The following is a 25,142-nucleotide window of genomic DNA, read 5'->3' on the forward strand; positions in this document are numbered from 1 at the left end:
GGATGCGCCGCCGACCGGAACTCCAGTGCGCCGAGTATCGCAATCGTCCGGGCCTCCCGCTATCGGTCAGATGTCCGATGGCGCAGCCGGCTGCCGGCGCCGATGCGGGCAAACACCGCGCCGGAGTGGCCGCGGCGGGCGCGCCGCCGGCGCGCATGCTCATGCACGGCGCGACGCCGTCGCGTATGATCGTTTTCCCGTTCTCGCGAATGTCTCCGCCCACCCGATGTCCGACGCCGAAGCCCATCTCGCCCCGCTGCGCATAGTCGACGCCGTACGCGCGCTGGCCTTCATCGGCGATCTCAGCATGGGCCAGCCGACCGACCATTCGCCGCGCACCGGCTGGCTGGCGTCACGGCTCGCGCACGCGGCACGATTCGACGCATCGGTGTGCGACACGGCCCGCGAAGTGGCGCTGTTGCGTTGGTCGGGCTGCACGGCGAACGCGGCGGGTTTCGCGCAGGTATTCGGTGACGACGTCGCGAGCCGCGCCGCGATGCTCGAGGGCCGGCCCGGCATGGCCGAAGCGATCGGCGGCGCGGGCGCCGCGATGATCCCGCTTGCACAAATCCATTGCGAAGTCTCGGGCGAGGTGGCGCGAATCCTCGGTCTGTCCCACGCGACGGAAACCGCGCTGCGGCATATCTTCGAAACCTGGGACGGCAACGGGCTGCCCGCACGGCTCGCACACGAACAGGTGCCCCCCGCCGTGTCGATCGTCGCGCTTGCGGGCGACCTCGACGTGCTCAGCCGCACGTACGGCATCGAGCGGGCCCTCGAATTGATCGGGCAACGCGCGGAGTCACGCTACCCGGCCATGCTCGTCGAGAAGGCTGCGCGTGAGGCGCCGCGCTGGCTGGCGGCGCTCGAGCACATGGCGCCTGCCGACCTGGACGCCGCATTGGCCACACCGGACATGCAGGGCGCGACGTCCGCGGAATTGATTGCGGACGTCATCGATCTGAAACTGCCGTGGATGACGGGTTTTTCGCGTTCGGTCGCCGCGACGGCGGCCGCGTGTTACGGCCGTCTCTCGCCGGACGAGGCGGCGCGCGAACGCGTGTACCGCGCCGGACTGATTCATGGCATCGGCAGGGCCGCGGTGCCGAACGACGTGTGGAATCTGCCGACGCGGCTGTCCGCGAGCGCGTGGGAAAAGGTGCGGCTCGTGCCGTACTGGACCGAGCGCGCCGGCAGGCAGACCGGCGCGCTCGGCGAAGCCGCGGTGCTTGCGTCGTATGCCTATGAACGGCAGGACGGCTCGGGCTATTTTCGCGGCGCGCGCGAGGCGGTGCTGACGCTGGAGGCACGCGTGCTGGCGGCGTCGCTGGCGTGGGTCGCGTTGCGCTCGGCGCGTCCGTGGCGCGCGGCGCTGAGCGATGCGGCGGCCGCTGGCCAGTTGCAGGAAGAAGCGGCGTGCGGCCGGCTGTGCGGCGAAGTCGTCGCCGCGCTCGTGACGGGCGGCGCGCCGGTGCTCCGGCGCACCGCCACGCGCCCGTCGCCCTCTGGCCCGCGCCTGTCCGCACGGGAAGTCGACGTCCTGCGGGCGATTTCCCGCGGCGCGAGCAACAAGCAGGTCGCGCAGGCGCTCGCGATGAGTCCGAGCACGGTACGAACCCATGTCGAGAAGGCGTTCCGCAAACTCGAATGTTCGACGCGTGCCGCGGCGACCCTCAAGGCATCGGCGCTGGGGTTGCTGTGAGGCGCTCCGTGCTGCGGATTCGCCTTCGTGCGCGGAAGGACGGCCCGGCCTGCGCGGCCTTTCACGCTCCGCCCGTGCAGTGGTTTGTCCCGCTTGTCGGAAATGGCGGCCGTGCCGTTCAAGACGGCCAGTCGCTCACCCGTTTCCGGCGATCCGGGGCCGTTGTGTCGGTGTCAGCCCAGCCGTACCCCAACGCCGCGATCGCGAAGTAGACGGCGCCGACGGCTTCGCAGGAAAGCAGCGCGCCGGCCAGCGCCGTTCGCGCCCCATCCGGGATCGTTCGCGACGGCGTGCCGGCGTGCTTGCCGCGACGCACCGCGATGCCGATCCGAAACAGGCCCGACAGGATAGCGAGCACGCCGAACGCGCGGGGCAGGCCGCTCGCCAGTTCGACGATGAACGGCTGACGTACCGACATTGCAGTCATCCTCCCGGTTCGGGTAGTCGCGTGACGTTGCCTATCCTGACACCCGATCGCTCGCGGCGCCATCGGACAAGTGACCGATGGCGCTGGCCGGAACCGATGCGTGGCGGCGCGCGATCGCCGTTACCGCGTGATCGCCGCTACGACATGCGCGAGAACACATCCGCGATGTGCCGATCGGGTTCGATATCGGTGAACGCATCGATATCGGCCATGACGTGAGCGGTCTCCGCGGACGCGAACGCGGCGTCCAATGCCGCGCCGTCCTTGAAGCGGCACATCGCCACGACGATCAGTTCGCTATCCTCACGTGCCGGGAAGAAAGCGTCGACATATTCGAGTCCGTACGGTTTCCAGGATCTTTCCACCAGCGGAATGTGCTGCTCGACGTAGTAACGGGAATCGAACCGCGTGCCCGCGGCTCGGCGATAGGAAACGACGAAAAACATGAAGGACCTCCAGGTCGGACTGCTACGGCGGCGAATGTCGATACGGGCGATGACGGGCGATCACGGCCGTTTGCGCGCCGGGCCGAAGCCCGGCCGGGCGGCGGCCGGCAGCGAGGTGTGCGCGGCGGGTGCGCGAGCGAGCGAGAGGCCCAGCGCGGCACCGATGGCGAGGAACGACGAGATCGACAGGAGTGCGACGATGAACGCGTGCGCGATGGCCGCCGGGTCCTGGCGCGTGCCGAGCACCGTATAGAAAATTCCGCCGATGATCGCCACGCTGAGCGACGTGCTGACCTGCAGCGTCGAGCTGACGATGCCGGCGATCATGCCGGACAGCGCCGGTGCGACGCGTCCCGTCACCATGCGCATCAGGGTCGGCAGCGCGAGGCCTTGTCCGAAACCGATGACGAAGAGCACGACGGCGAGCGGCGCGGCAGCGAGCGGCATCCCGACCGGCGTGGCGTCGATCAGCCACGCGAGGCCGACGAGCCCGACGATCTCCAGGCTCATGCCGAACGGATTGACGTAAGCGCCGATGACACGCGAGCAGACAGGCGTCGACAGCGGGCCGAGCAGGAACCCCACGCCGAACGGCAGGAACACGAGGCCCGCGCTCAGCGCGTCGACGTGCAATGCATTCTGCAGATACACGGAGAACAGCAGGAAGAACGTGCCGATCGAGTACAGCAGCAGCGCGATCAGCAACGCCCGGCCCAGCCCCGGGGCTCGGAGCGCGGTCGGGTCGAGCAGCGGTGCGCCGCCGCGGCCGCCCAGCCGGCGCTCGTAGCGCCAGAAGCACCACGCGAGGGCCGGCACCGCGAGCAGCGACACCCATGCCCATGCCGGCCAGCCCGCTTCGCGCCCCTCGATCAGCGGCACGATCAGCGCGCCCAGCGTCAGCATCGACAGCGCGGTGCCGCCGAGGTCGAGCTTGCGCGCATGCTGCGCCCGCGTTTCCTTCAGCAGCGGAATCCCGAACAGCACGACCAGAATCGCGAGCGGCAGGTTGACGAGGAAGATCGTGCGCCAACCCAGGTTCAAAAGATTCAGCGAGATCAGGATCCCGCCCAGTGCCTGCCCGACCACGGCGGCGAGGCCGAACACCGCGCCGTACAGGCTGAGCGCGAGCGGCTTTTCCGATTCGGGGAAGATCGCCTGGATCGACGCGAGCGCCTGCGGCGCCATGATCGCGGCCGTCACGCCCTGCAACGCACGGCCGACGATGAGCGTCCACGGCGAACCCGCGAGGCCGCACAGCGTCGAGGCGATCGCAAAGCCGATCAACCCGAGGAAAAACACGCGGCCGCGGCCGAACAGATCACCCAATCGTCCGCCCGTGATCAGCGTTACCGCGTACAGGCCCGCATACGACGAAATGACGAGTTGCTCGGCCGACGACGACGCGCCCAGTTCCGCGCGAATCGACGGCAGCGCGACGTTGACGATGAAGAAATCCAGCGGCGGCAGGAACGCGCCGACGAGCAGGACCGAAAACATGGCCCAGCGACGCGGGTCGGGTGATACGGGGTCATTCCGTGACATGGATGTCTCTCTATACGGAACCAATCGGTTCCAAATTGGGTAAAAAAATATCAGTCGAGGATGCGCATCGTGCGGTCGACCAGCGCGAGCATGTCGTGCTCGGGCACGCCGGTTTTCCCCAGCACGCGCATGCCCTCGACCTGGCAGACGAGCAAACGCGCCAGCACCTGTTCGTCCTGCTCGGGGATTTCCCCGCTCGCCTGGCCGCGGACGATCGCGCCCGCATAGAGCTGCTGCAGGCGCCGGAACATGCGCCCGGTGCGTTCCGCGACATCGGCGTCGCGCGCGGCCAGCTCGGTGGTCATCGCGACCGCGAGACAGCCGCGCCGGCCGGCCTCGCCAACGGACAGCCGGGCGTAGCGCAGCAGCGAGTCGCGAATCGCGTCCTTCACGGGGCCGGGTTGCGACAGGATGTCGGCGGTCGCCTTGAGCCCGTCGGCCATATACAGGTCGAGCGCCGCCAGCAGCAGCGCCTTCTTGTCGCCGAATGCCTTATACAGGCTGCCGCGCGACAAGCCGGTGCCCGCGATCAGGTCGGGCAGGGACGCGCCTTCGTAGCCGCGATCCCAGAAAACGTCCATCGCGTCGCGCGCGGCATCGCCCAGTTCGAATTCGCGCGGACGGCCCACGCCAGCCGGATTTGCCATTGATTCGTTTCGCAAACGATGCGGTGCCTGAAGTTGGATTCATTATATGGACCGATCGGTTCCGATGTCAACGTGCATACCTTGACCGGACACGGCGACGGCCGTCCTCGCGGACGGCCCGGATTCATCCGTTCAGTCGAGCCCGCCCTGGCACAGGTACTTGATCGACAGGTAATCGTCGAGCCCATAGCGCGAGCCTTCGCGACCGTAGCCCGATTCCTTCACGCCGCCGAACGGCGCGGCCTCGCTCGCGAGCGCGCCTTCGTTGATGCCGACGATGCCCGTTTCGAGCCGCGCCGACACGCGCGCGATGCGCCGCACGTCCTGCGTGTAGAAATAGGCAGCGAGCCCGAACGGCGTGTCGTTCGCGGCGTCGACCGCTTCGTCCTCGGACTCGAACCGGAACAGCGCGGCGACCGGGCCGAAGGTTTCCTCGCAGGTGAGCTGCATGTCGGCGGTGGCGTCGGCGAGCACCGTCGGCGCGTAGTAGTTCGCGCCGAGCTCGGTCAGGCGCTTGCCGCCCGCGAGCACGCGTGCGCCGCGTTCGACGGCATCGCCGACGTGGCGCGCGATCTTGTCGACCGCGCGCGCGTTGATCATCGGGCCGATCTGCGCGGCCGGGTCGGTCGCCGGCGCGACCTTCAACGCGGCGACGCGTGCGGCGAGCTTCGCGGCGAACGCGTCGTAGACGCCGGCCTGCACGTACACGCGGTTCGGCGATACGCAGGTCTGCCCGCCGTTGCGGAACTTGGCGGCCATCAGCCCGTCGACCGCGGCATCGAGCTCGGCGTCGTCGAACACGATGAACGGCGCATTGCCGCCGAGCTCCAGCGACAGCTTCTTCAACGTCGCCGCCGATTCGCGCGCGAGCAGCTTGCCGACGGGCGTCGAGCCGGTGAACGTGATCTTGCGCACGCGGCCGTCGGCGAGCCAGTCGGCCGCCGCGTCGATGCCGCGTTCGCGCGACGCGGTGATCAGGTTCAGCACACCGGCCGGCACGCCGGCTTCCTGCGCGAGAAACGCGAGCGCGAGCGCGGTCAGCGGCGTGTCCTCCGCCGGCTTCGCGACCACCGTGCAGCCGGCCGCGAGCGCGGGTGCGATCTTGCGCGCGATCATCGCGAGCGGGAAATTCCACGGCGTGATTGCCGCGACGACGCCGATCGGCTCCTTCACCGCGCTCAACCGCTTGCCGCGTTGCTGCTGCGGGATCAGGTCGCCGTACGTGCGGGTCGCTTCCTCGGCGAACCACAGCACGTACGACGCACCGTACGCGACTTCGCCGCGCGCTTCGGCAAGCGGCTTGCCCTGTTCGCGCGACATCAGCTTCGCGAGATCGTCGGTGTGCGCGACGATCGCCGCGTGCCAGACGCGCAGGATCGCGGCGCGTTCGCGCGCGGGCGTCGCGCGCCACGCGGGCAGCGCGCGGGCCGCCGCGTCGGTCGCCGCGCGCGCGTCGGCGGCGCCGCTGTCGGGTGCGTGGGCAACGGTCTCGAGCGTGGCGGGATCGGTGACGGCGAAGCGGCGGCCGTCGAGCGCATCGCGCCAGGCGCCGTCGATCAGGTTGGCGGTGCGAACGAGTTCGGTACGGGACAGCGTAAGCGGCATGACAGGTCCTTGAATGAAGCGGTTCGACAACAACGACGACGACGGCGGAGCAGGCGCGACTCCCCCGCGCGGGCAGCGGGCTGCCGCGTGACGGGATGACGCACACCGGGTGTCAGTGACGTTCGCCGAACAGCGATTCGAGCGGGTAGTGCCGTTTGACGAACGGCGACTTGATGATCACGTAACTGAAATACTTCTCGATGCCGATGTTCTGCTCGAGCAGCCCTTCGACGATCGTCTGGTAATGGCTCACGCTGCGCGTGATGAACTTCAGCAGGTAGTCGTAGCCGCCGCTCGCGAGGTGGCATTCGACGATCTCGTCGACGTTGCGGATCGCCGCGACGAAGCGGTCGAAATCCTCGCGCCGGTGGTCGGCCAGCGTGACCTCGGTAAACACGACCTGCACGTCGCCGAGTTTCTCGAGCTGGATGTGCGCGCCGTAGCCGCCGATGTAACCGGCCTTCTCGAGCCGCTTCACGCGGATCAGGCATGGACTGGGCGACAGCCCGACCGCATCGGCCAGCTCGACGTTGGTCATGCGGCCGCGCTTCTGCAACTGGGAGAGGATGCGCAGGTCGATGCGATCCAGCTTGCTGTCCGTCATGTTCACGTGAGAAGGCAAAAATGGAATGTCCGGTTACTTTAGAGTCGAACGATGGCGGCCACAAGCCCGGCTTTCCCTCGAGCGGTCAGGCCGGCTGCGCGTGCGCGGCGTCGAGCGCGCGCTGCACGCCCGTGTCGGCGAGCACGTCGTCGAGCGTCTTGCGCACGCGTTCGAACAGCAGGTCGAACTCGCCCGCGGTGAAACTCAGCGCCGGCGCGAAGCCGAGCACGCCGTCGCCGAACGCGCGGAATACCACGCCGTTCGCGTACGCGGCGGCCGCGATCTTGTCCGGCACGTTCAGCGCCGCGTCGAAGCGCGTCTTGTGCGCCTTGTCGGCCACCAGTTCGAGCGCGCCGAGCAGGCCGACCGAGCGGGCGTCGCCGACGAGCGGATGCGCGCGCAGCGCATCGAGCCCCGCGGCGAAGCGCGGCGCGAGCGCCTGGCCGTTCGCGAGCAGCCCGCCTTCGTGATAGAGCTTCAGTACCTCGAGGCCGATCGCGGCGCTGACCGGATGCGCGGAATACGTATGGCCGTGGCCGACCACCGGCGAATCGGCGCGCTCGCCCGCGATCCCCTCGTAGATTTCGTCGGACATCAGCACCGCGCCCATCGGCGCATAGCCGGCGGTCAATCCCTTCGCGACGGTCATCAGGTCCGGATCGACCTGTTCGGCCTCGCAGGCGAACAGCGGGCCCGTGCGGCCGAAGCCGGTGATCACCTCGTCGGCGACGAACAGGATGCCGAGGCGCCGGCACGCGTCGCGCATCGCCTTCAGCCAGCCGGCCGGCGGCACGATCACGCCGCCCGAGCCTTGCACCGGCTCGCAGAAAAATGCGGCGACGTTGTCCGCGCCGAGTTCGGCGACCTTCGCTTCGAGCGCGGCGACCGACGCGGCGATCAGCGCCTGCGGATCGTCGCCGAGCGGATGGCGGTACGGGTAGGGCGACGGAATATGGTGCTGGTCCGCGCGCGGCAGGTCGAAATGGCGGTGGAACGCCGGCAGCGCGGTGAGGCCGGCGCCGAACGACGACGAGCCGTGATAGCCGCGCTCCAGCGCGATCATCTGCTTTTTCGACGGGCGGCCGGTCGCGTTGAAATAGTGCGTGATGAAGCGCACCGCGGAATCGACCGCGTCCGAGCCGCCGAGCGTGAAGTACACGCGGTTCAGCGACGGCGGCGCGAGCGCGGCGAGTCGTTCGGCGAGTTCGATCGCCGGCTGCGAGCCGAAATGGAAGTAACCGGTCGCGTAGGGCAGCTTCGCCATCTGGTCGGCGGCGGCCTTCACGATGCTGTCGCGGCCGTAGCCGACGTTCACGCACCACAGGCCCGAGAACGCGTCGAGCAGCGTGTGGCCGGCGGCGTCGCGCAGGAACACGCCGTCCGCGGATTCCAGCACGGTGACGCCGCGCGCTTCGTGCGCACGGTAATTGACGACGGGATGGATCAGGTGTTGACGATCGGCTTCGATCAGCGCGGCTTGGTTCATGGGGGGCGGGACTCTCGTCAGGTGTCAGCGGTGAGTTCATGCTAACGGGCGAGAAATCCGCATGCGTCTTCAATTTGCGGCCCGAAACGTATGCGCGCGGCGTTTGCACGGGGCGCTTCGGCATTTTCTGCTGCGCGCCCGGCAAGCCGGGCGCGCGTCGGGTCAGTAGCCGCGCGTGCGGTCGACGACGCCGATCATCGGCTGGCCAGCGCGATGGCGCGCGAGGTTCGCGAGCACCGCGTCGACCGCGGTGTCGGGCCGCGTCGCGCTGGCGATGTGCGGCGTGATGCGAATGCGCGGGTGCGTCCAGAACGGATGGCCGGGCGGCAGCGGTTCGGGGTCCGTCACGTCGAGGATCGCGCTGTCGAGGCGCCCGCTTGCGAGCGCCGCGAGCAGCGCCGCCGAATCCAGCTGCGGGCCGCGCCCGACCTGCACCAGCGATGCGCCGGCCGGCAGCGCATCGAACACGCGCGCGCCGAGCAGGCCGCGCGTGCTGTCGGTGAGCGGCAGCAGGCAGATCAGGATGTCGGTGCGGGCGAGGAACGCGTCGAGCGCCGCGTCGCCCGCGTAGCAGTCGACGCCGTCGAGCGTGCGCGGCGTGCGGCTCCAGCCGGCGCACGGGAAACCGAAGCGCCGCAGCGTGTCGAGCACGGCCTGGCCGAGCGTGCCGAGCCCGAGCACGCCGACGCGCCGCGACGCGGCCGCGCGCACGGGATGCTCGCGCCACACCTGGTCGCGCTGCTGCGCCGCATAGTCGAACAGGTCGCGATGAATCGTCAGCACGGCCTGCGTCACGTATTCGACCATCCCTTCGACGATGCCCGGCTCGATCATCCGCACGACGGGGATGTGCGAAGGCACGCGCGACAGGTCGAACTGGTCGATGCCGGCGCCCACCGAGAACACGACTTCGAGATTCGGCAGCAGCGCGACCGGATCGTCCGGCGGCTGCCATGCGGCGAGATAGCGGACGGCTGCGGCGTCGCCGAGGTCCGGCCAGATCCGGAACGGCAGATCGGGCGCCTGTTGCGCGAAGCGCGCCGCCCACTGCGCGCCGCGCACCGGGTCGGCCTTGTAGAGGAAGCTCATCGTGCGCGCCCCTTCAACCGAGCGCCTGGTTCACGATCGCGAACGGGCGCAGCGCCGGGTCGCGGGCCGGCGGCGTGCCGCGCGCCATCGCGACGACGGTGTCGACGCGCGGCAGCCCGAGCCCCTGCAGCCAGTCGGACAGCCCGCTGTCGCCCGGCACGTCCAGCCGCACGAACATGCCCTCGTGCAGCGCGAGCCAGTGGCTGATCAGCGCCTGCGCGCGCAGCGCATCGGGCGCGACCACCGGGCCGATCACGTGGCCGCGGCCGAAGCGGCGGAACAGCGCGAAGCCGAGCAGCTCGCCGTCGCGATCGAGCGCGATGCCGTTCGCGACGTCGAGCAGCGCTTCGATCACCGCGCCGCGTTCGTAGCCGGCCGCGCGCGATGCGAGCGCGGCGAGGCGCGGCCCGTCGTTGGTGCCGAGCGGGCGCAGCCGCTCGCCGGGCGGCAGCGAGATCAGCGGCGGCTGGAACGCGGCGCCCTGGTGCTGATCGACCGTGCCGATCGCTGCGAAGCCGAACTTCACGTAGAGCGGTTCGCCGGACGGCGTCGCATGCAAAAACACGGTCCGCTCGCCGAAGCTTTCGACCACGCGGGTCATCAGCTCGCGGCCGATGCCGCAACCCTGGCGCTCGGGCGACACGATCACCATGCCGAGGGACGCATGCGCGTCGTCGAAGCGCCAGCCGAGCGCGGTGCCGACGACGCCGGATTCATCCTCGGCGACGAAGCCGCCGCCGAGCTGGAACGCGAAGCGCCAGTCATCGATGCGGTGCGGCCACTTGACGGCTTCCGACAGGCGATGCGCGGCGGGCAGGTCCGTTTCGGTGAACGGGCGATAGGTAAGCGTGCGGGAAGGATTGAGATCGGACACGCCGGACTCCGGATGGGTGGAAATGACAGGTCGACTCTGCCAGCGCGGGTGCGGCGCGGATAGGACGATTCGCCTGTTTTCGGGGCGCGCCGGCCGCTCGCGCACGATCGATGCAAACCCGCATGATCGGTGCGCACGAACGCGCGGATCGTGCCGGCGCGGCCGGCCAATCCGGCCACTCCTGCTGTGGGAATGCCTCTACGATGCATGCACGGCGGCGCTGCCGCCGGCCGAAGGGCCGCACCGGCAGGCGCGCCCGCCGCGGTGGCGCGCGCTCATCGGCCGGCGCCGCGGCGCCACGCCCGATCGCACCGCAGATCGTGCTGCATGCGCCAGGCAACACGCGGCGATTCTGCGTTTTGAGCGGCGCCGAACGATGCGCGAACGACTTTTTGCCCTGATTCAATTTCGTTGAACCCAGCCCATCCCCGGCCCTGCCGGGGCTTCACACCGACAGGACCCGACCATGATCCAGTTTGAACCGAAGTACATCACCTTCGACTGCTACGGCACGCTGACCCATTTCCGGATGGCCGAGACGGCGCGCGAAATCTATGCGGACCGGCTGTCGCCGGCCACGATGGAGGCCTTCGTGCGCGCGTTCGCCGCCTATCGGCTCGACGAGGTGCTCGGCGCGTGGAAGCCGTACCGCGACGTCGTCGTCAACTCGGTCCGCCGCACCTGTGCGCGGCTCGGCGTGACGTTCGACGAAGCCGAGGCCGAGCTTTTCTATCATGCGGTGCCGACCTGGGGCCCGCACCCGGACGTGCCGGCCGGGCTGTCGCGGCTGGCGTCGAAGTACAAGCTGGTGATCCTGTCGAACGCGATGGACGAGCAGATCATGAGCAACGTCGACAAGCTCGGCGCGCCGTTCCATGCGGTGTTCACCGCGCAGCAGGCGCAATCGTACAAGCCGCGGATGCAGGGCTTCGAATACATGTTCGACAAGCTCGGCTGCAAGCCCGAGGACGTACTGCACGTATCGTCGAGCCTGCGCTACGACCTGATGACGGCCGAGGATCTGGGAATCAAGCACAAGGCGTTCGTGAACCGCGGCCACGAGCCGGGCACGCCGTTCTACAACTATTACGAAGTGTCGGACATCGGCCAGCTCGCGACGCAGCTCGGGCTGTAAGCCGATTCGTCGATCGCCATGACGTGACGGGACGCGGCCGCGATGCCGCCGGGGCCCGTCGCGTCCCGGCACGCGTTCGATCAGCGCACGGAGCGAGGGTAATTACCGATATTGAATCGTTCAAGGCCGGGCCGCCCGGGCCGATATATGTACCGAACGGTTAATATTGCGAGGCCCCCGCATGAAGTTGTCCACCAAACTGCTGATGCTCGTCGTCGCGGCGCTGCTCGGTATCGTCCTGCTCGCCGCGTTGTCGCTGCATACGCTGCGCGACGCGCTGATCGACAGCCGCCGCGAAGAGATCGTCATTCTGCTGACCAAGGCCGAGCATCTGGTCGATTCGTATCGCGCGATGCAGACGAGCGGCACGCTCACGCAGGAGCAGGCGCAGCAGCAGGCCAAGGCCGCGCTGGCGGCGCTCAACGCGAATTCGAAGAGCTACTTCTGGGTCACGACGTCCGACGGCGTCAACCTCGTCCATCCGAACGCGAAGTTCATCGGCACGCGCGCGAAGGGCAACCGCACGACCAGCGGCATGACCGACAGCGAGGCGTACCGTGCGGGCATGGCGCAGGCGCATTTCGCGCTCGTCGACGTGCTGATCAAGCGCAGCCCCGACGCGGACCTCGAGCCGAAGCTCCAGGGCGTGGTCGCGATTCCGGACTGGGACTGGTGGATCGGCACGGGATTCTTCTACGACGACATCAATGCGGCGTTTACCCGGCTCGCGACGGTGCTGGGCGTCGTCACGCTCGTCATTGCCGCGGCGCTCGCGGCGATTGCGTGGGGTGTGCTGCGCAGCGTCAGGCGCACGCTCGGCGGGGAGCCCGCGCATGCGGCGCAGATCGCGGCCCGCATCGCCGCCGGCGAACTGGACGTGCAGTTCGATACGGCGCATGCCGCGCCCGGCAGCCTGCTCGTCGCGCTGGGCGACATGAAGGCGCGGCTGACCGACACCATCGCCGAGATCCAGACCACGACTCACTCGATCGCCACCGGCACCGGCGAGATCGCGCAAGGCAACCTGGATCTGTCGCAGCGCACGGAGCAGCAGGCCGCGTCGCTGCAGGAAACGGCCGCCAGCATGGAGCAGATGACGTCCACGGTCAAACAGAACGCCGACAATGCGCGCCAGGCGAATGCGCTCGTGACCCAGGCGAAGGATGCGACCGAACTGGGCGGCGCCGCCGTGCAGGCGGTCGTCGAAACGATGCGGCAGATCTCGGACGGATCGGTGCGGATCGCCGACATTACCGTCGTCATCGAAAGCATCGCATTCCAGACCAACATCCTGGCGCTCAACGCCGCGGTGGAAGCGGCGCGGGCCGGCGAGGAGGGGCGCGGGTTCGCCGTCGTCGCATCGGAAGTCCGCTCGCTCGCGCAGCGCAGCGCCGCGGCCGCGAAGGACATCAAGGGATTGATCGACGCGTCGGTCGAGCGGGCCGGCAGCGGCAGCCGGCTCGTCGAGACGGCCGGCGAGCGGATGACCGAGATCGTCCGGTCGATCGACCGGGTGGCCGACATCATGGGCGAGATTTCGGCGGCATCGGTCGAGCAAAGCACCGGCATCGAACAGATCGGGCTGGCGGTCGCGCAAATGGACGAAGTCACCCAGCAGAACGCCGCGCTCGTCGAGCAGGCGGCTGCCGCCGCATCGTCGCTGGACGAGCAGGCGGCGCGCCTGCGGGCCGCCGTGTCGGTATTCCGGCTCGCTGCGTGACGGCTTCGTGCTGTCCGCGGACAGCCGGTACATCACTCCACCTCCTTCACGCCGCGCGGGCGCACGCCCGGCGTGTGCACCGGCACGCCGGTAACGGACGCGTCGCCGCACGGGATCACCACAGTTCCTGACGGCTGCACGGCACGCGTGCGCCCGCTCGCCGGGCAGTGCCGTCCTCTTCCCGCCTTCTCGCCAAGCCGCTCCGATTGAGTGGCATTCTTCTGAACTTTCATCCGCGACGTGCCGTCGCTGACGCCCGTGCATGCGGCGATCTGCCGCACCGCGCGGCGCGTTTCAGCCGTCGTCGGCATGCAAGCCCCCATTCGATACAAACGTGCGGTTTGCGCGAGTCAAACGCGCGCCGGATGCCGAACGGGCAATTTTGTCGACGCAATCTGCGGCGGCTGCGGCCTTACGATTTCCTGCATCGACACGGGTTCGGCAGCCGCCGCGACACAGCGCCGGGCACACGGCGACACGGATGCGCATGCAGCAATTCATGCTGCGCGGGCGGCTCAAAACGGTCGATTCGTATCGTGCGGGCCGCCCGAATCGCGACAAACCGCATTTTGGCGATGCTTAAATGAATTGCATGTGTACGACGTCGCGCCCGCCACCAGCAAGCGGACGCAGCGGGATTGAACAACCACGCTGGACCCTTGGACCCACTTTCCACAGTCAGGAGCAGTTCGGATGAGCGACGATATCGACAACGGCGGCAAGGGCGGCTTCACGCGCCGCGACATGATGAAGGTCATGGCGGCGGGCGGCATGATGGCCGCCGGCGCCGGCGGACTGCTGATGACCCCCGACTCCGCCTTCGCCGCGCCCGCGCCGAAGCGCGGCGGCAAGATCCGGGTCGCGAACGAAGCCGGCTCGACGGCCGATACGCTCGACCCGGCCAAGGGCTCGACGGGCGCGGACTACACGCGCTTCTTCATGTTCTACAGCGGCCTCACGCAGCTCGACGCGAGCCTGACGCCGCAGATGAACCTCGCCGAGTCGCTCCAGACGACCGATGCGAAGACCTGGATCATCAAGCTGCGCAAGGGCGTCACGTTCCACGACGGCAAGCCGGTCGGCCCGGCCGACGTGGTGTATTCGCTGATGCGCCACAAGAACCCGGCCACCGCGTCGAAGGTCAAGCCGCTCGCCGAACAGTTCGCCGACGCGAAGGCGACCGGCCCCGACGAAGTCACGTTGACGCTCGCCAGCCCGAACGCGGACCTGCCGGTGATCCTCGCGACGCCGCAGCTCGTGATCGTCAAGGACGGCACGACCGACTTCAGCACCGGCATCGGCTGCGGCCCGTACAAGCTCAAGTCGTTCAAGCCGGGCGTGTCGACCGTGGGCGTGCGCAACGACAGCTACTTCAAGCCGGGCAAGCCGTATCTCGACGAGATCGAGCTGATCGGCATCAGCGACAGCGCCGCGCGCCTGAATGCGCTGCTGTCGGGCGACGTGCACCTGATCAACGCGATCGATCCGCGCTCGACGCAGCGGGTCTCGTCGACGCCGGGCTACGCGCTGAAGGAAACCAAGTCGGGCCTCTATACCGACCTGATCATGCGCAGCGACAACCCGATCGTCGCGAACCCCGATTTCGTCGAAGGCATGAAGTACCTGTTCGATCGTGAGCAGCTTCGCACGGCGGTGTTCCGAGGCTATTCGGTGATCGGCAACGACCAGCCGATTCCGCCGGGGCATCGCTACTTCAACGCGTCGCTGCCGCAGCGCGCGCACGATCCGGACAAGGCGAAATTCCTGCTCCAGAAGGCGGGAGCGCTCGGCGCCACGCTGCCGCCGATCTATGCGACGTCCGACGCGAACGGGTCGATCGAAATGGCCGTGCTGCTGCAGCAGGCCGGCCAGAAGATCGGGCTGAACCTGCAGGTCAACCGCGCGTCGCCCGACGGCTACTGGTCGAACCACTGGATGAAGCACCCGCTCACGTTCGGCAACATCAACCCGCGCTCCAGCGCCGACGTGCTGTTCACGCAGTTCTTCAAGTCGGATGCACCGTGGAACGAATCGGGCTGGAAGAACGCGAAGTTCGACCAGCTGCTGCTCGCCGCGCGCTCGGAAACCGACGACGCGAAGCGCAAGCAGATGTACGGCGACATGCAGGTGATCGTGTCGCAGCAGGGCCGGGTCGGCATTCCGGCGTTCATCAGCTTCCTCGACGGGTACGACAAGCGGCTCGCGGGCCTCGGTTCGATCCCGACCGGCGGGATGATGGGCTTCATGTTCGCCGAGAACGTGTGGTGGAACGCATGACGTTGTGGTTGGCCGCCGCCGCGCGGCCGGTGCGGACCCCCGCGCCGGCCACGCGCGGTTTTTTCGGGAGTACCGCTCCATGAACCGAATTCTCATCGGGCTGATCTGCCGGCGCGTCGCGGTCACCGCGCTGACGCTGCTGATCGTGTCCGCGATCATCTTCACGATCACGAACCTGCTGCCGGGCGACGCCGCGCAGGCCGCGCTCGGCCAGTCGGCGACGCCGGAGACGGTCGCCGCGCTGCGCCAGCAGTTCGGTCTCGACATGCCGGCGCACGTGCGCTACCTGCACTGGCTCGCCGGGCTGCTGCACGGCGACTTCGGCCGGTCGTTTTCCGGCGACATGCCGGTATCGGAGCTGATCGGCGGGCGCCTGCCGAAGTCGCTCGCGCTGGCGGCGATCACGACCGCCGTGTCGGTGCCCATCGCGCTGCTGCTCGGGATTCTCGCGGCGGTCAAGCGCGAGTCGATGGTCGACCGCGTGATCAGCCTCGGCACGCTGTCGCTCGTCGCGACGCCGGAATTCCTGATCGCGACGGTCGCCGTGCTCGTGTTCGCGGTGAAGCTGCACTGGTTGTCCGCGCTGTCGTACAGCGGCCCGATCGAAAGCCTGCACGATTTCCTGCGTGCGTATGCGATGCCGGTGCTGACGCTGTGCGCGGTCGTGATCGCGCAGATGGCGCGGATGACGCGCGCCGCGGTGATCGAGCAATTGAGCGCGTCGTACGTCGAGATGGCCACGTTGAAGGGCGCGAGCCCCGCGCGCGTCGTGCTGCGCCATGCGTTGCCCAACGCGATCGGCCCGATCGCCAATGCGATCGCGCTGAGCCTGTCGTATCTGCTCGGCGGCGTGATCGTCGTCGAGACGATCTTCAACTATCCGGGCCTCGCGAGCCTGATGGTCGACGCCGTCAGCAACCGCGATTTCCCGCTGGTCCAGGCGTGCACGCTGATCTTCTGCGTCGCTTACCTGACGCTCGTGCTGTTCGCCGACCTGTGCTCGATCGTGTCGAACCCGCGACTGCGCACCTGAGTGTTTCGTCTTCCTTCCGAGATGCCGCCCATGCAACCGATCGAACCCGTACAACGCAGCAGCGCGCTGCCGCCCTCCGGCGACCCGCATCTGGGCCGGGACGGCCTGCCGCCTGCCGCGCCTGCTCCCGACCAGCCCCGCAAGCGCCGCGGCGCGCGCATCGCGTTGACGACCGGCGGCCGCGTCGGCCTGTCGATGGTCGGCCTGATGCTGTTCGTCGCGGTGTTCGCACCGCTGATCGCGCCGCATGACGTCGGCGCGATCGTCACGCCGGACGTGTTCGCTCCGTTCAGCGCGAAGCTGCCGTTCGGCTCCGACTTCCTCGGCCGCGACATGCTGAGCCGAATCCTGTACGGCGCGCGGCTGACCGTGCTGCTCGCGCTGGCCGCGGTGCTGCTCGCCGCGGTGACCGGCACGACGCTCGGGCTGCTCGCGACCGTGTCGGGCCGCGCGGTCGACGAGACGATGAGCCGGCTGCTCGACGCGCTCACGTCGATTCCGTCGAAGATGTTCGCGCTGATGCTCGTCGCCGCGTTCGGCTCGTCGCTGCCGCTGCTGGTGCTCACCGCCGCGATCAGCTACATGCCCGGCTCGTACCGGATCGCGCGGGCGCTGGCGGTCAACATCAGCACACTCGAATTCGTGCAGGTGGCCAGGGCGCGCGGCGAAAGCGCGCTGTACATCGCGTGCGTCGAGATGCTGCCGAACATGATCCACCCGATGCTGGCGGACACCGGGCTGCGCTTCACGTTCGTCGTGCTGCTGCTGAGCGGCCTGAGCTTTCTCGGGCTCGGCGTGCAGCCGCCGTATGCGGACCTCGGTTCGCTCGTGCGCGAGAACATCGCGAGCCTCGGCGACGGCTCGGCCGTCGCGATCATTCCCGCGGTCGCGATCGCGATCCTGACGGTGGGCGTCAACCTGATGATCGACGGCCTGCCGCATCGCGGCCGCCGCAAGGGCGCGGCCGGCGCCGCCGGAGGACACTGATGCGACACGAATCGAACCCGCTCGTCGAAGTGCGCGGGCTGCGCGTGGTCGGCGGCCGGCCGGGCGGCGAGGAAACGACGATCGTCCACGGCGTCGACTTCGACATCGGGCGCGGCGAGGTGCTCGCGCTGATCGGCGAATCGGGCTCCGGCAAGACGACGATCGCGTTGTCGCTGATGGGCCATGCGCGTACCGGATGCCGGATCGCCGGCGGCTCGGTGAAGCTCGACGGCACCGACGTGTGCACGCTTTCGGCTGCGGCGCTGACCGCGCTGCGCGGCCGCAAGGTCGCGTATATCGCGCAGAGCGCCGCCGCCGCGTTCAACCCGTCGCGCACGATTCTCGACCAGGTGATCGAGGCCGCGCTGATCCACAAGACGATGACGAAGCGCGACGCGCAGGCGAAGGCGATCGAGCTGTTTCGCGCGCTCGCGCTGCCGGAGCCGGAGACGATCGGCAAGCGCTATCCGCACCAGGTGTCGGGCGGTCAGCTGCAGCGGCTGATGGCCGCGATGGCGCTGATCACCGATCCGGAGCTGGTGATTCTCGACGAGCCGACCACCGCGCTCGACGTGACCACGCAGATCGACGTGCTGCAGGCGTTCAAGAGCGTGATCCAGCGCTACGGGATGAGTGCGGTGTACGTGTCGCACGATCTGGCCGTGGTCGCGCAGATGGCCGACCGGATCGTCGTGCTGAGCGACGGCGTGATCCGCGAGGCGGGCGCGACCGAACAGATCCTGCATGCGCCGACGCACCCGTACACGCAGAGCCTGATCGCGGCGGTCACGCCGAACGATGTCGAACGCGACACGCAAGCGCAGGCACGCGAGCCGGCCGCGCCGGCGCCGCTGCTCGACGTGCGCGGCGCGATCGCGGGCTACGGTGGCCGCGCCGCGAACGGCTGGCCCGCGAAAGTGATCCTGCATGAAGTCGACCTGCGCATCGGGCGCGGGCAGACGGTCGGCGTGATCGGCGAATCGGGCTCCGGCAAGACGACGCTCGCGAAGGTGATCGCGGGCCTCGTGCCGGCGACCGGCGGCGCGATCCTGCTCGACGGCGAGCCGCTCGCGCGCGATATCGGCAAACGGACGAAGGAGCAGCATCGCCGCGTGCAGATCGTGTTCCAGAACGCCGATACCGCGCTCAACCCGGTGCATACCGTCGAGCGCACGCTCGCGCGGCCGCTGGCGTTCTATCACGGGATCAAGGGCGCGCGTGCACGCCAGCGCGTCGCGGAACTGCTCGAGCTCGTGCGGCTGCCGCCGGCGGTGGCGTCGCGGCGTACCGGCGAACTGTCGGGCGGGCAGAAGCAGCGCGTGAACCTCGCCCGCGCGCTCGCGGCCGAGCCCGACCTGATCCTGTGCGACGAGGTCACGTCGGCGCTCGACACTGTCGTCGGCGCCGCGATCATCGAGCTGCTGCGCGACCTGCAGGCGAAGCTCGGCGTGTCGTACGTGTTCATCACGCACGACATCGCGAAGGTACGCGCGATCAGCGACGACATCGTCGTGCTGTATGCGGGCCGCCGCGTGGAGACGGGCAGCCGCGACGCGCTGTGCGCGCCGCCTTATCACCCGTATTCGCATCTGCTGGTGTCGTCCGCGCCGGAACTGCGCGCGGGCTGGCTCGACGATGCGGCCGAGCGTTGCCACCGGCCGCTGGTGCCGATCGGCGAGCGCGAGCACGAGGACGAGCTGTGCCCGTTCCTGTCGCGCTGCGCGATGCGGGTGGATGGCGTGTGCAACCGGACGGCCCCGTCGCTGCGCACGCTCGGCAACGGCGCGCAGGTGCTGTGCCACCGCAGCGAGGAGGATCTCGCGAGCTTCCAGGCGGAGCCGGTGCCGGCCGGTGTCACGCCGGTGCAACTGTAATGCGTGGCGCGCGAACCGTTCATCGCGCGGCGTGATGGACGGGCCGCCGCATAGTCTGCTGCGGCGGTCGCGCAAAACGGCGATTTGTACGCGTGCCGCGCGCGAATACGCGGCAACTGCGGTTTTTGACGGTGATTAAATGATTCTCATTGAACGGTCGCCGATCGTCGTTGCCGGAATGCTCGAGAAGGATCCGATGAAACTGGAATCGTACTGGCTGGATACCCGCCCCGCGTTTCGCGACGGCAGCGTGGGGCCCGTCGAGGGGCGGGCCGATGTGGTCGTGATCGGTGGCGGCTTCACCGGCTTGTCGGCGGCGCTCGCGCTCGCGCAGCGCGGCGTCTCGGTGGTCGTGCTCGAAGCCGCGCAGGTCGCCGGCGAAGCGTCCGGGCGCAACGGCGGCCAGTGCAATACGGGCGTCGCGCAGGACTACGCGTCGCTGGCCGCGCGCATCGGCGCCGCACAGGCGAAGCAGTTTTATCTCGCGTACGAAAGCGCGGTGAAGAGCGTCGAGACGATCGTCACCGAACAGGCGATCGATTGCGATTTCCGGCGAGCGGGCAAGCTGAAGCTCGCCGCGAAACCGCAGCATTTCGCAGGGCTCGAAAAGACCTTCAACGTGCTGCGGCGCGATGTCGACCCCGACATCGAACTGATCGAGCCGTCGCGAATCCGCGATGAAATCGCGTCAGACGGTTTCTACGGCGGGCTCCTGCAGCGCAACGGCGCGCAGATGCACATGGGCAAGTTCGGCGTCGGCCTCGCGCAAGCGGCCGTGCGTGCCGGCGCACGTGTGTACGAGCACGCGGCCGTCACGCAGCTCGACCGGCTCGACGGCGAGCGCCACCGAATTACCTGCGCCCGTGGCACGATCGTCGCCGACCGCGTGCTGGTCGCGACCGGCGCGTCGCAGCACGGGCCGTTCGCTTGGTTCCGGCGACGCATCGCGCCGGTCGGCAGCTTCATCGTCGTGACCGAGCCGCTGCCCGACGCGCAGTTGAACCGGCTGTTTCCGCATCGCCGCGCGTATGTCACGTCGCGCCAGATCGGCAACTACTTCCGCGTGACGCCCGACAACCGGCTGCTGTTCGGCGGACGCGCGCGTTTCGCGATGTCGAGCCCGCGCTCCGATGCGAAGAGCGGCGACATCCTGCGCGCCGGGATGGCCGGCTATTTCCCCGAGCTGGCCAACGTGCGCCTCGACTACTGCTGGGGCGGGCTGGTCGATATCACCGCCGACCGGCTGCCGCGCGCGGGCCAGCACGACGGACTCTACTACTCGATGGGCTACAGCGGCCACGGCGTGCAGATGTCGGTGCACATGGGCCGCGTGATGGCCGACGTGCTGTATGGCGCGGCCGCGTCGAACCCGTGGCGCGAGCTCGAATGGCCGGCGATACCGGGCCATTTCGGACACGCGTGGTTCTTGCCGCTCGTCGGCGCGTATTACCGGATGCAGGATTTCCTGCATTGAAGCGAGCGCGGGGAGAACTCGATATGACAGTGCAATTCGTTGGTTCGCCGCGTGTCGCGCGGCCCGTCTCGCCGGCGATCGGCGACGTGCTGCGCACGATCGACGCGTCGTTCGCGCAGCCGCTGAACCTCGACACGCTCGCGGCGGTGGCCGGCTTGAGCGTGTCGCGTTTCACCGCGCGCTTTCGCAGCGAAACCGGGCTGTCGCCGCACCGGTATCTGTGTCTCGTGCGGATACGGCGGGCGCAGGATCTGTTGCGCGCCGGCCTCGCGCCGTCGGTCGTCGCGACCGACGTCGGCTTCTTCGATCAGAGCCATCTGTGCCGGCATTTCCGGCGCGTGCTCGGGATCACGCCGCGCGATTACGTGGTTGCCCGAACCGGCGGCGCACCGGAACGAACGCCGTCGACGCGCCTGCGCACCGAACGCCGCGAAGCGTCGTGTCACGCGGCGTAAGCGCACGCATGGACGACATGCCCCGCTGAGGATTTTCCGGCCGGAGAGCCGGCGAACGACGATTTCAGATATCGCGTGACGGCGTTGAACCAGGCCGCCACGCACCGCACAGGAGCAGAAATGACCGCAGTTTTCGTGTTGCACCGGGCCGACGGCGCACCTTCTTCCACCGCATTCCGCCAGCAGGCGTTCGGCGCGAGCGATCCGTTCGCAGCGCATCGCGAGGTGGCGTGGGAAGGCCCCGACGCGATGGCCGCGGGGCGTATCCGCTTCGCCGGCGAGCTGGACGTGTCCAGCTTTCCGCACATCGAAACCCTCGTCGTCGTCCAGGGCGAGCTGACGCTCGAAGCGGCCGGGGCCGCACCGCTGGTGGTCGGCCCGGGGCAAGGCGCCGTGATCGGCTGCGGCACCGCGCTGCGCATCGCCGCGCAATCGCCCGTGCTGCTGACGTTCTGCTCGGCAGCGTGCGAGACCCCGACGAAGCAAGGCGTTTTTGCACTGTATGCCGACGCGGATTTCAAGCCGTCCGCCACGCTGCCGGCCGAGGTGCTGCTCGGCCCCGCGCCGCAATGCCGCAGCGACAACGTGTTCACCGACGACGGCGCAGGGTACTGCGCGGGCACGTGGGATTCGACGCCGTATCACCGGATCGTCCGGCCGCATCGCGCGAACGAGTTCATGTTCCTGCTGGACGGCGGCGTCCGCTTCGCGGCGCCCGACGGCAGCGTGCAGTCGGTCGGTGCCGGCGATGCGCTGTTCGTGCCGCGCGGCGCGTCGATCGGGTGGGAAAGCAGCGAACGCGTGGCGAAATTCTACGTGATGCAGAACGTCAAACCTTCCACCACCGAACGAGACTGAGCATGTCCCCTCCGCTGCGCCATATCGAAACCTTGTCCACGCCGCCGGCCGCGGCCGACGTCGTCGTGATCGGCGGCGGCATCATCGGCGTCTTCACCGCCTACTATCTGGCCCGGCGCGGGCTGTCGGTCGCGCTCGTCGAGAAGGGGCGCATCGGCGCCGAACAATCGAGCCGCAACTGGGGCTGGTGCCGGCAGCAGAACCGCGATGCGCGCGAGTTGCCGATGGCGAGCAAGAGCATCGATCTGTGGGAACGATTCGCCGCCGAATCGGGAGAAGACACCGGCTTTCATCGCTGCGGGCTGCTGTATCTCAGCAATGACGAAGCCGAGCTGTCCCGCTGGGCCAGCTGGGGCGAATTCGCAAAGACGGCGGGCGTGACCACGTACATGCTCGACAGCAAGCAGGCCGCCGAGCGCGGACGGGCGACGGGGCGGCAGTGGAAGGGCGGCGTCTTCTCGCCGACCGACGGCACTGCCGACCCAGGCAAGGCCGCGCCGGCCGTGGCCGCCGCGCTGATCAAGCTGGGCGGCAGCGTCCACCAGCACTGCGCGGCGCGCGGTATCGAGCTCGAAGGCGGCCGCGTCGCGGGCGTCGTCACCGAAGCGGGCGTCATCAAGACCCGGACGGCCGTGATGGCCGGCGGCGCATGGGCGTCGTCGTTCTGCCGCCAGCTCGGCATCCGGTTTCCGCAGGCGTCGATCCGTCAGTCGATCCTGAGCGTGTCGCCCGTCGACACGCCGCTGCCGGGTGCGATGTATACGTCAGGCGTGTCCATTACGCGCCGCTGCGACGGACGCTATGCATTGGCGATCAGCGGCCGCGCGCGCGTGGACCCGACGCCGCAGTTCCTGCGCTTCGCGCCGCAATTCGTGCCGATGTTCGCGAAGCGCTGGCGCAACCTGCTGCCGGGCGGTCTCGAAGGCGTACGCGGCGGTCATGAAACGTTGAAGCGCTGGCGCCTCGATGCGCCGACGCCGATGGAAGCGGTGCGCATTCTCGATCCGAAGCCCGACATGCCGACGGTCGCCGAAACGTACCGCCGCGCGTCCGAACTGTTGCCCGAGCTGCGCGAGGCGAGGATCACGCACGCGTGGGCCGGCTTCGTCGACAGCACGCCGGACGGCGTGCCGGGCATCGGCGAAGTGCCGGGCGTGCCGGGGCTGATCCTCGCGGCGGGCTTCTCGGGGCACGGCTTCGGGATCGGCCCGGGCGCCGGGCACCTGATCGCCGATCTCGCGTCCGGTGCGCAGCCGTTCGTGGACCCGACGCCGTACCGGCCCGGCCGGTTCAGCGAGTCCGCGTGGGGCAAGGTCGCGGATTTCTAGCGGGGCGGCAGCGACGCGCTCCGGCCGCTGCCTCGGCCCATCGTGGCTTTCGCCGTGCGTCGGTGCACGGTATCGACTCAAGGACACGCTGCAATGAATTCCCCTGTTGTTCACCTGATGCAAGCCGGCCGGCTGGATCGCTTTTTCATCGACGGCGACTGGGTGCTGCCTGACGGCGGCGACCGGTTCGCGGTCGTCAGCCCGTCCACCGAGGACACGCTGTGCGAGATCCCGCTCGGCAGCGCACGCGATGCCGACCGCGCGGTGCAGGCCGCGCGCCGTGCGTTCGAACGCTGGTCCGCGACGTCGCCGCAGGAACGCGCGGCGCTGCTCGACCGCATCCATGCGTTGATCCTGGAGCGCGCCGAGCTGTTCGCCACGGCGCTCGCGCTGGAGATGGGCGCGCCGATCGGTTATGCCCGCGGCGCGCACGTGCCGCTCGCGGCCGAACACATCCGCGTCGCACGCGACAACCTCGCGCGCTACCCGTTCGTCGAGCGGCGCGGGACGACCGCGGTCGTGCGCGAGCCGATCGGCGTATGCGCGCTGATCACGCCGTGGAACTGGCCGATCTATCAGATCACCGCGAAGGTCGGGCCGGCGCTCGCGGCAGGCTGCACGGTCGTGCTGAAGCCGAGCGAGCTGTCGCCGCTCAGCGCGTTGCTGTTCGCTGAAGTGGTCGCCGACGCGGGCGTGCCCGCCGGCGTATTCAATCTCGTGAGCGGCAGTGGCGAAACGGTGGGGGCCGCGCTGTCGTCGCACCCGGAGGTCGACATGGTGTCGATCACCGGCTCGACGCGGGCCGGCGTGCTCGTCGCGCAGGCGGCGGCAACGACCGTCAAGCGCGTCGCGCAGGAACTGGGCGGCAAGTCGCCTAACGTCGTGTTGCCGGATGCGGATCTGTCGCGCGCGATCCCGCCGGGCGTCGCCGCCGCGTTCCGCAACATGGGGCAATCGTGCAGCGCGCCGACCCGCATGATCGTGCCGCGCGCCGTGCTCGGCGCGGTCGAGGAACTGGCCGTCGCGGCGATGCAAACGCTCGTCGTCGGCGATCCGTTCGACGAAGCCACCACGCACGGGCCGCTCGCCAATCGCGCGCAGTTCGGCCGGGTCGCGCAGATGATCGACGTGGGCATCGGCGAGCGCGCGAAGCTGATCGCCGGCGGCCCCGGCCGGCCGGCGGGCCTCGACAAGGGTTTTTATGCGCGGCCGACGATCTTCTCCGAGGTGCGCACCGACATGGCGATCGCGCAGCAGGAGATCTTCGGCCCGGTCCTTGCGATCCTGCCTTACGACACCGTGGAAGAAGCGGTCGCGATCGCGAACGACACGGTGTACGGGCTCGGCGCGCACGTGCAGGGCACCGACATGGCGCGCGTGCGGGCGGTGGCCGCGCGTATCCAGGCCGGGCAGGTGCATCTGAACTACCCGGCATGGGACCCTCAGGCGCCGTTCGGCGGATACAAGCAGTCGGGCAACGGCCGCGAGTACGGGATCGAAGGAATGGCGGAGTATATGGAGGTCAAGTCTGTCCTGGGCTTTTATGATTGAGGCGGCTGTCGCGCGCGATGCGGCAGTC

At 69.0% G+C, this 25,142-nt stretch carries 22 protein-coding genes; 12 read left to right on the top strand and 10 right to left on the bottom strand.

Features of this window, described 5'->3' with window-relative positions; all coding sequences use genetic code 11:
- Positions 1-226 precede the first annotated feature (226 nt).
- Positions 227-1,702, top strand: a complete 1,476-nt coding sequence (locus HWX07_RS07645) for an HD domain-containing phosphohydrolase (protein WP_175875830.1) — start codon at positions 227-229, stop codon at positions 1,700-1,702.
- A gap of 118 nt (positions 1,703-1,820) precedes the next feature.
- Here HWX07_RS07645 and HWX07_RS07650 read toward each other — a convergent pair whose 3' ends face one another.
- From HWX07_RS07650 to HWX07_RS07690, 9 genes are all read right to left on the bottom strand, one after another.
- Positions 1,821-2,120 carry a hypothetical protein gene (locus tag HWX07_RS07650; protein WP_244129949.1) on the bottom strand — a complete coding sequence of 100 codons (300 nt, stop codon included), beginning with the start codon at positions 2,118-2,120 and terminating at the stop codon, positions 1,821-1,823.
- Positions 2,121-2,266: 146 nt separating this feature from the next.
- On the bottom strand, positions 2,267-2,575 hold the full coding sequence (locus HWX07_RS07655) for an EthD family reductase (RefSeq protein ID WP_175875832.1): 309 nt from the start codon (positions 2,573-2,575) through the stop codon (positions 2,267-2,269).
- A 60-nt stretch (positions 2,576-2,635) separates the two neighbouring features.
- A complete protein-coding gene (locus HWX07_RS07660) occupies positions 2,636-4,117 on the bottom strand; it encodes an MFS transporter (RefSeq protein WP_175875833.1) in 1,482 nt (493 codons plus the stop codon).
- 50 nt (positions 4,118-4,167) lie between these two features.
- On the bottom strand, positions 4,168-4,764 hold the full coding sequence (locus tag HWX07_RS07665) for a TetR/AcrR family transcriptional regulator (RefSeq protein ID WP_012336811.1): 597 nt from the start codon (positions 4,762-4,764) through the stop codon (positions 4,168-4,170).
- A gap of 132 nt (positions 4,765-4,896) precedes the next feature.
- The gene (locus HWX07_RS07670) at positions 4,897-6,369 is read right to left on the bottom strand and encodes an NAD-dependent succinate-semialdehyde dehydrogenase (protein WP_175875834.1); all 1,473 of its coding nucleotides are present in this window, start codon (positions 6,367-6,369) and stop codon (positions 4,897-4,899) included.
- Between the two features lie 112 nt (positions 6,370-6,481).
- Positions 6,482-6,973 (bottom strand): winged helix-turn-helix transcriptional regulator, encoded by a 492-nt coding sequence (locus HWX07_RS07675; RefSeq protein ID WP_006749694.1) that lies wholly within the window; start codon positions 6,971-6,973, stop codon positions 6,482-6,484.
- Between the two features lie 85 nt (positions 6,974-7,058).
- Positions 7,059-8,459, bottom strand: a complete 1,401-nt coding sequence (locus tag HWX07_RS07680; protein WP_175875835.1) for an aspartate aminotransferase family protein — start codon at positions 8,457-8,459, stop codon at positions 7,059-7,061.
- 162 nt (positions 8,460-8,621) lie between these two features.
- The gene (locus HWX07_RS07685) at positions 8,622-9,548 is read right to left on the bottom strand and encodes a glyoxylate/hydroxypyruvate reductase A (RefSeq protein WP_011695041.1); all 927 of its coding nucleotides are present in this window, start codon (positions 9,546-9,548) and stop codon (positions 8,622-8,624) included.
- A 13-nt stretch (positions 9,549-9,561) separates the two neighbouring features.
- Positions 9,562-10,422, bottom strand: a complete 861-nt coding sequence (locus HWX07_RS07690; protein ID WP_175875836.1) for a GNAT family N-acetyltransferase — start codon at positions 10,420-10,422, stop codon at positions 9,562-9,564.
- Positions 10,423-10,888: 466 nt separating this feature from the next.
- Between HWX07_RS07690 and HWX07_RS07695 the strand changes: the two genes are divergently transcribed.
- Complete coding sequence (locus HWX07_RS07695; protein ID WP_011549842.1) at positions 10,889-11,557, top strand: haloacid dehalogenase type II; 669 nt, start codon at positions 10,889-10,891, stop codon at positions 11,555-11,557.
- Positions 11,558-11,738: 181 nt separating this feature from the next.
- Positions 11,739-13,277, top strand: coding sequence for a methyl-accepting chemotaxis protein (locus HWX07_RS07700; protein WP_175875837.1), 1,539 nt, complete (start codon positions 11,739-11,741; stop codon positions 13,275-13,277).
- Positions 13,278-13,309: 32 nt separating this feature from the next.
- Here HWX07_RS07700 and HWX07_RS07705 read toward each other — a convergent pair whose 3' ends face one another.
- Positions 13,310-13,588, bottom strand: a complete 279-nt coding sequence (locus HWX07_RS07705; protein WP_175875838.1) for a hypothetical protein — start codon at positions 13,586-13,588, stop codon at positions 13,310-13,312.
- Between the two features lie 382 nt (positions 13,589-13,970).
- Here HWX07_RS07705 and HWX07_RS07710 point away from each other — a divergent pair, with 382 nt between their 5' ends.
- The 9 genes from HWX07_RS07710 (at position 13,971) to HWX07_RS07750 (ending at position 25,114) form a co-directional block, all read left to right on the top strand.
- Positions 13,971-15,554 (top strand): ABC transporter substrate-binding protein, encoded by a 1,584-nt coding sequence (locus HWX07_RS07710; protein WP_175875839.1) that lies wholly within the window; start codon positions 13,971-13,973, stop codon positions 15,552-15,554.
- 79 nt (positions 15,555-15,633) lie between these two features.
- Positions 15,634-16,587: an ABC transporter permease gene (locus HWX07_RS07715; protein WP_175875840.1), complete on the top strand. Its 954-nt coding sequence runs from the start codon at positions 15,634-15,636 to the stop codon at positions 16,585-16,587.
- Between the two features lie 30 nt (positions 16,588-16,617).
- A complete protein-coding gene (locus tag HWX07_RS07720; protein WP_175875841.1) occupies positions 16,618-17,574 on the top strand; it encodes an ABC transporter permease in 957 nt (318 codons plus the stop codon).
- On the top strand, positions 17,574-19,448 hold the full coding sequence (locus tag HWX07_RS07725; protein WP_175875842.1) for an ABC transporter ATP-binding protein: 1,875 nt from the start codon (positions 17,574-17,576) through the stop codon (positions 19,446-19,448). The genes HWX07_RS07720 and HWX07_RS07725 overlap by 1 nt, the downstream gene beginning before the upstream one ends.
- A gap of 139 nt (positions 19,449-19,587) precedes the next feature.
- On the top strand, positions 19,588-20,922 hold the full coding sequence (locus HWX07_RS07730) for an FAD-binding oxidoreductase (RefSeq protein ID WP_175875843.1): 1,335 nt from the start codon (positions 19,588-19,590) through the stop codon (positions 20,920-20,922).
- Positions 20,923-20,945: 23 nt separating this feature from the next.
- Positions 20,946-21,377 carry an AraC family transcriptional regulator gene (locus HWX07_RS07735; protein ID WP_175875844.1) on the top strand — a complete coding sequence of 144 codons (432 nt, stop codon included), beginning with the start codon at positions 20,946-20,948 and terminating at the stop codon, positions 21,375-21,377.
- Between the two features lie 120 nt (positions 21,378-21,497).
- Positions 21,498-22,235, top strand: a complete 738-nt coding sequence (locus HWX07_RS07740; RefSeq protein WP_175875845.1) for a cupin domain-containing protein — start codon at positions 21,498-21,500, stop codon at positions 22,233-22,235.
- A 2-nt stretch (positions 22,236-22,237) separates the two neighbouring features.
- Positions 22,238-23,563: an FAD-binding oxidoreductase gene (locus tag HWX07_RS07745; protein ID WP_175875846.1), complete on the top strand. Its 1,326-nt coding sequence runs from the start codon at positions 22,238-22,240 to the stop codon at positions 23,561-23,563.
- A 93-nt stretch (positions 23,564-23,656) separates the two neighbouring features.
- Positions 23,657-25,114 carry an aldehyde dehydrogenase family protein gene (locus tag HWX07_RS07750; RefSeq protein ID WP_175875847.1) on the top strand — a complete coding sequence of 486 codons (1,458 nt, stop codon included), beginning with the start codon at positions 23,657-23,659 and terminating at the stop codon, positions 25,112-25,114.
- The last annotated feature ends 28 nt before the right edge of the window (positions 25,115-25,142 follow it).

Origin of the sequence: Burkholderia sp. BCC0097 (assembly GCF_902832985.1) — a bacterium.
Taxonomy (GTDB): Bacteria; Pseudomonadota; Gammaproteobacteria; order Burkholderiales; family Burkholderiaceae; genus Burkholderia; species Burkholderia orbicola.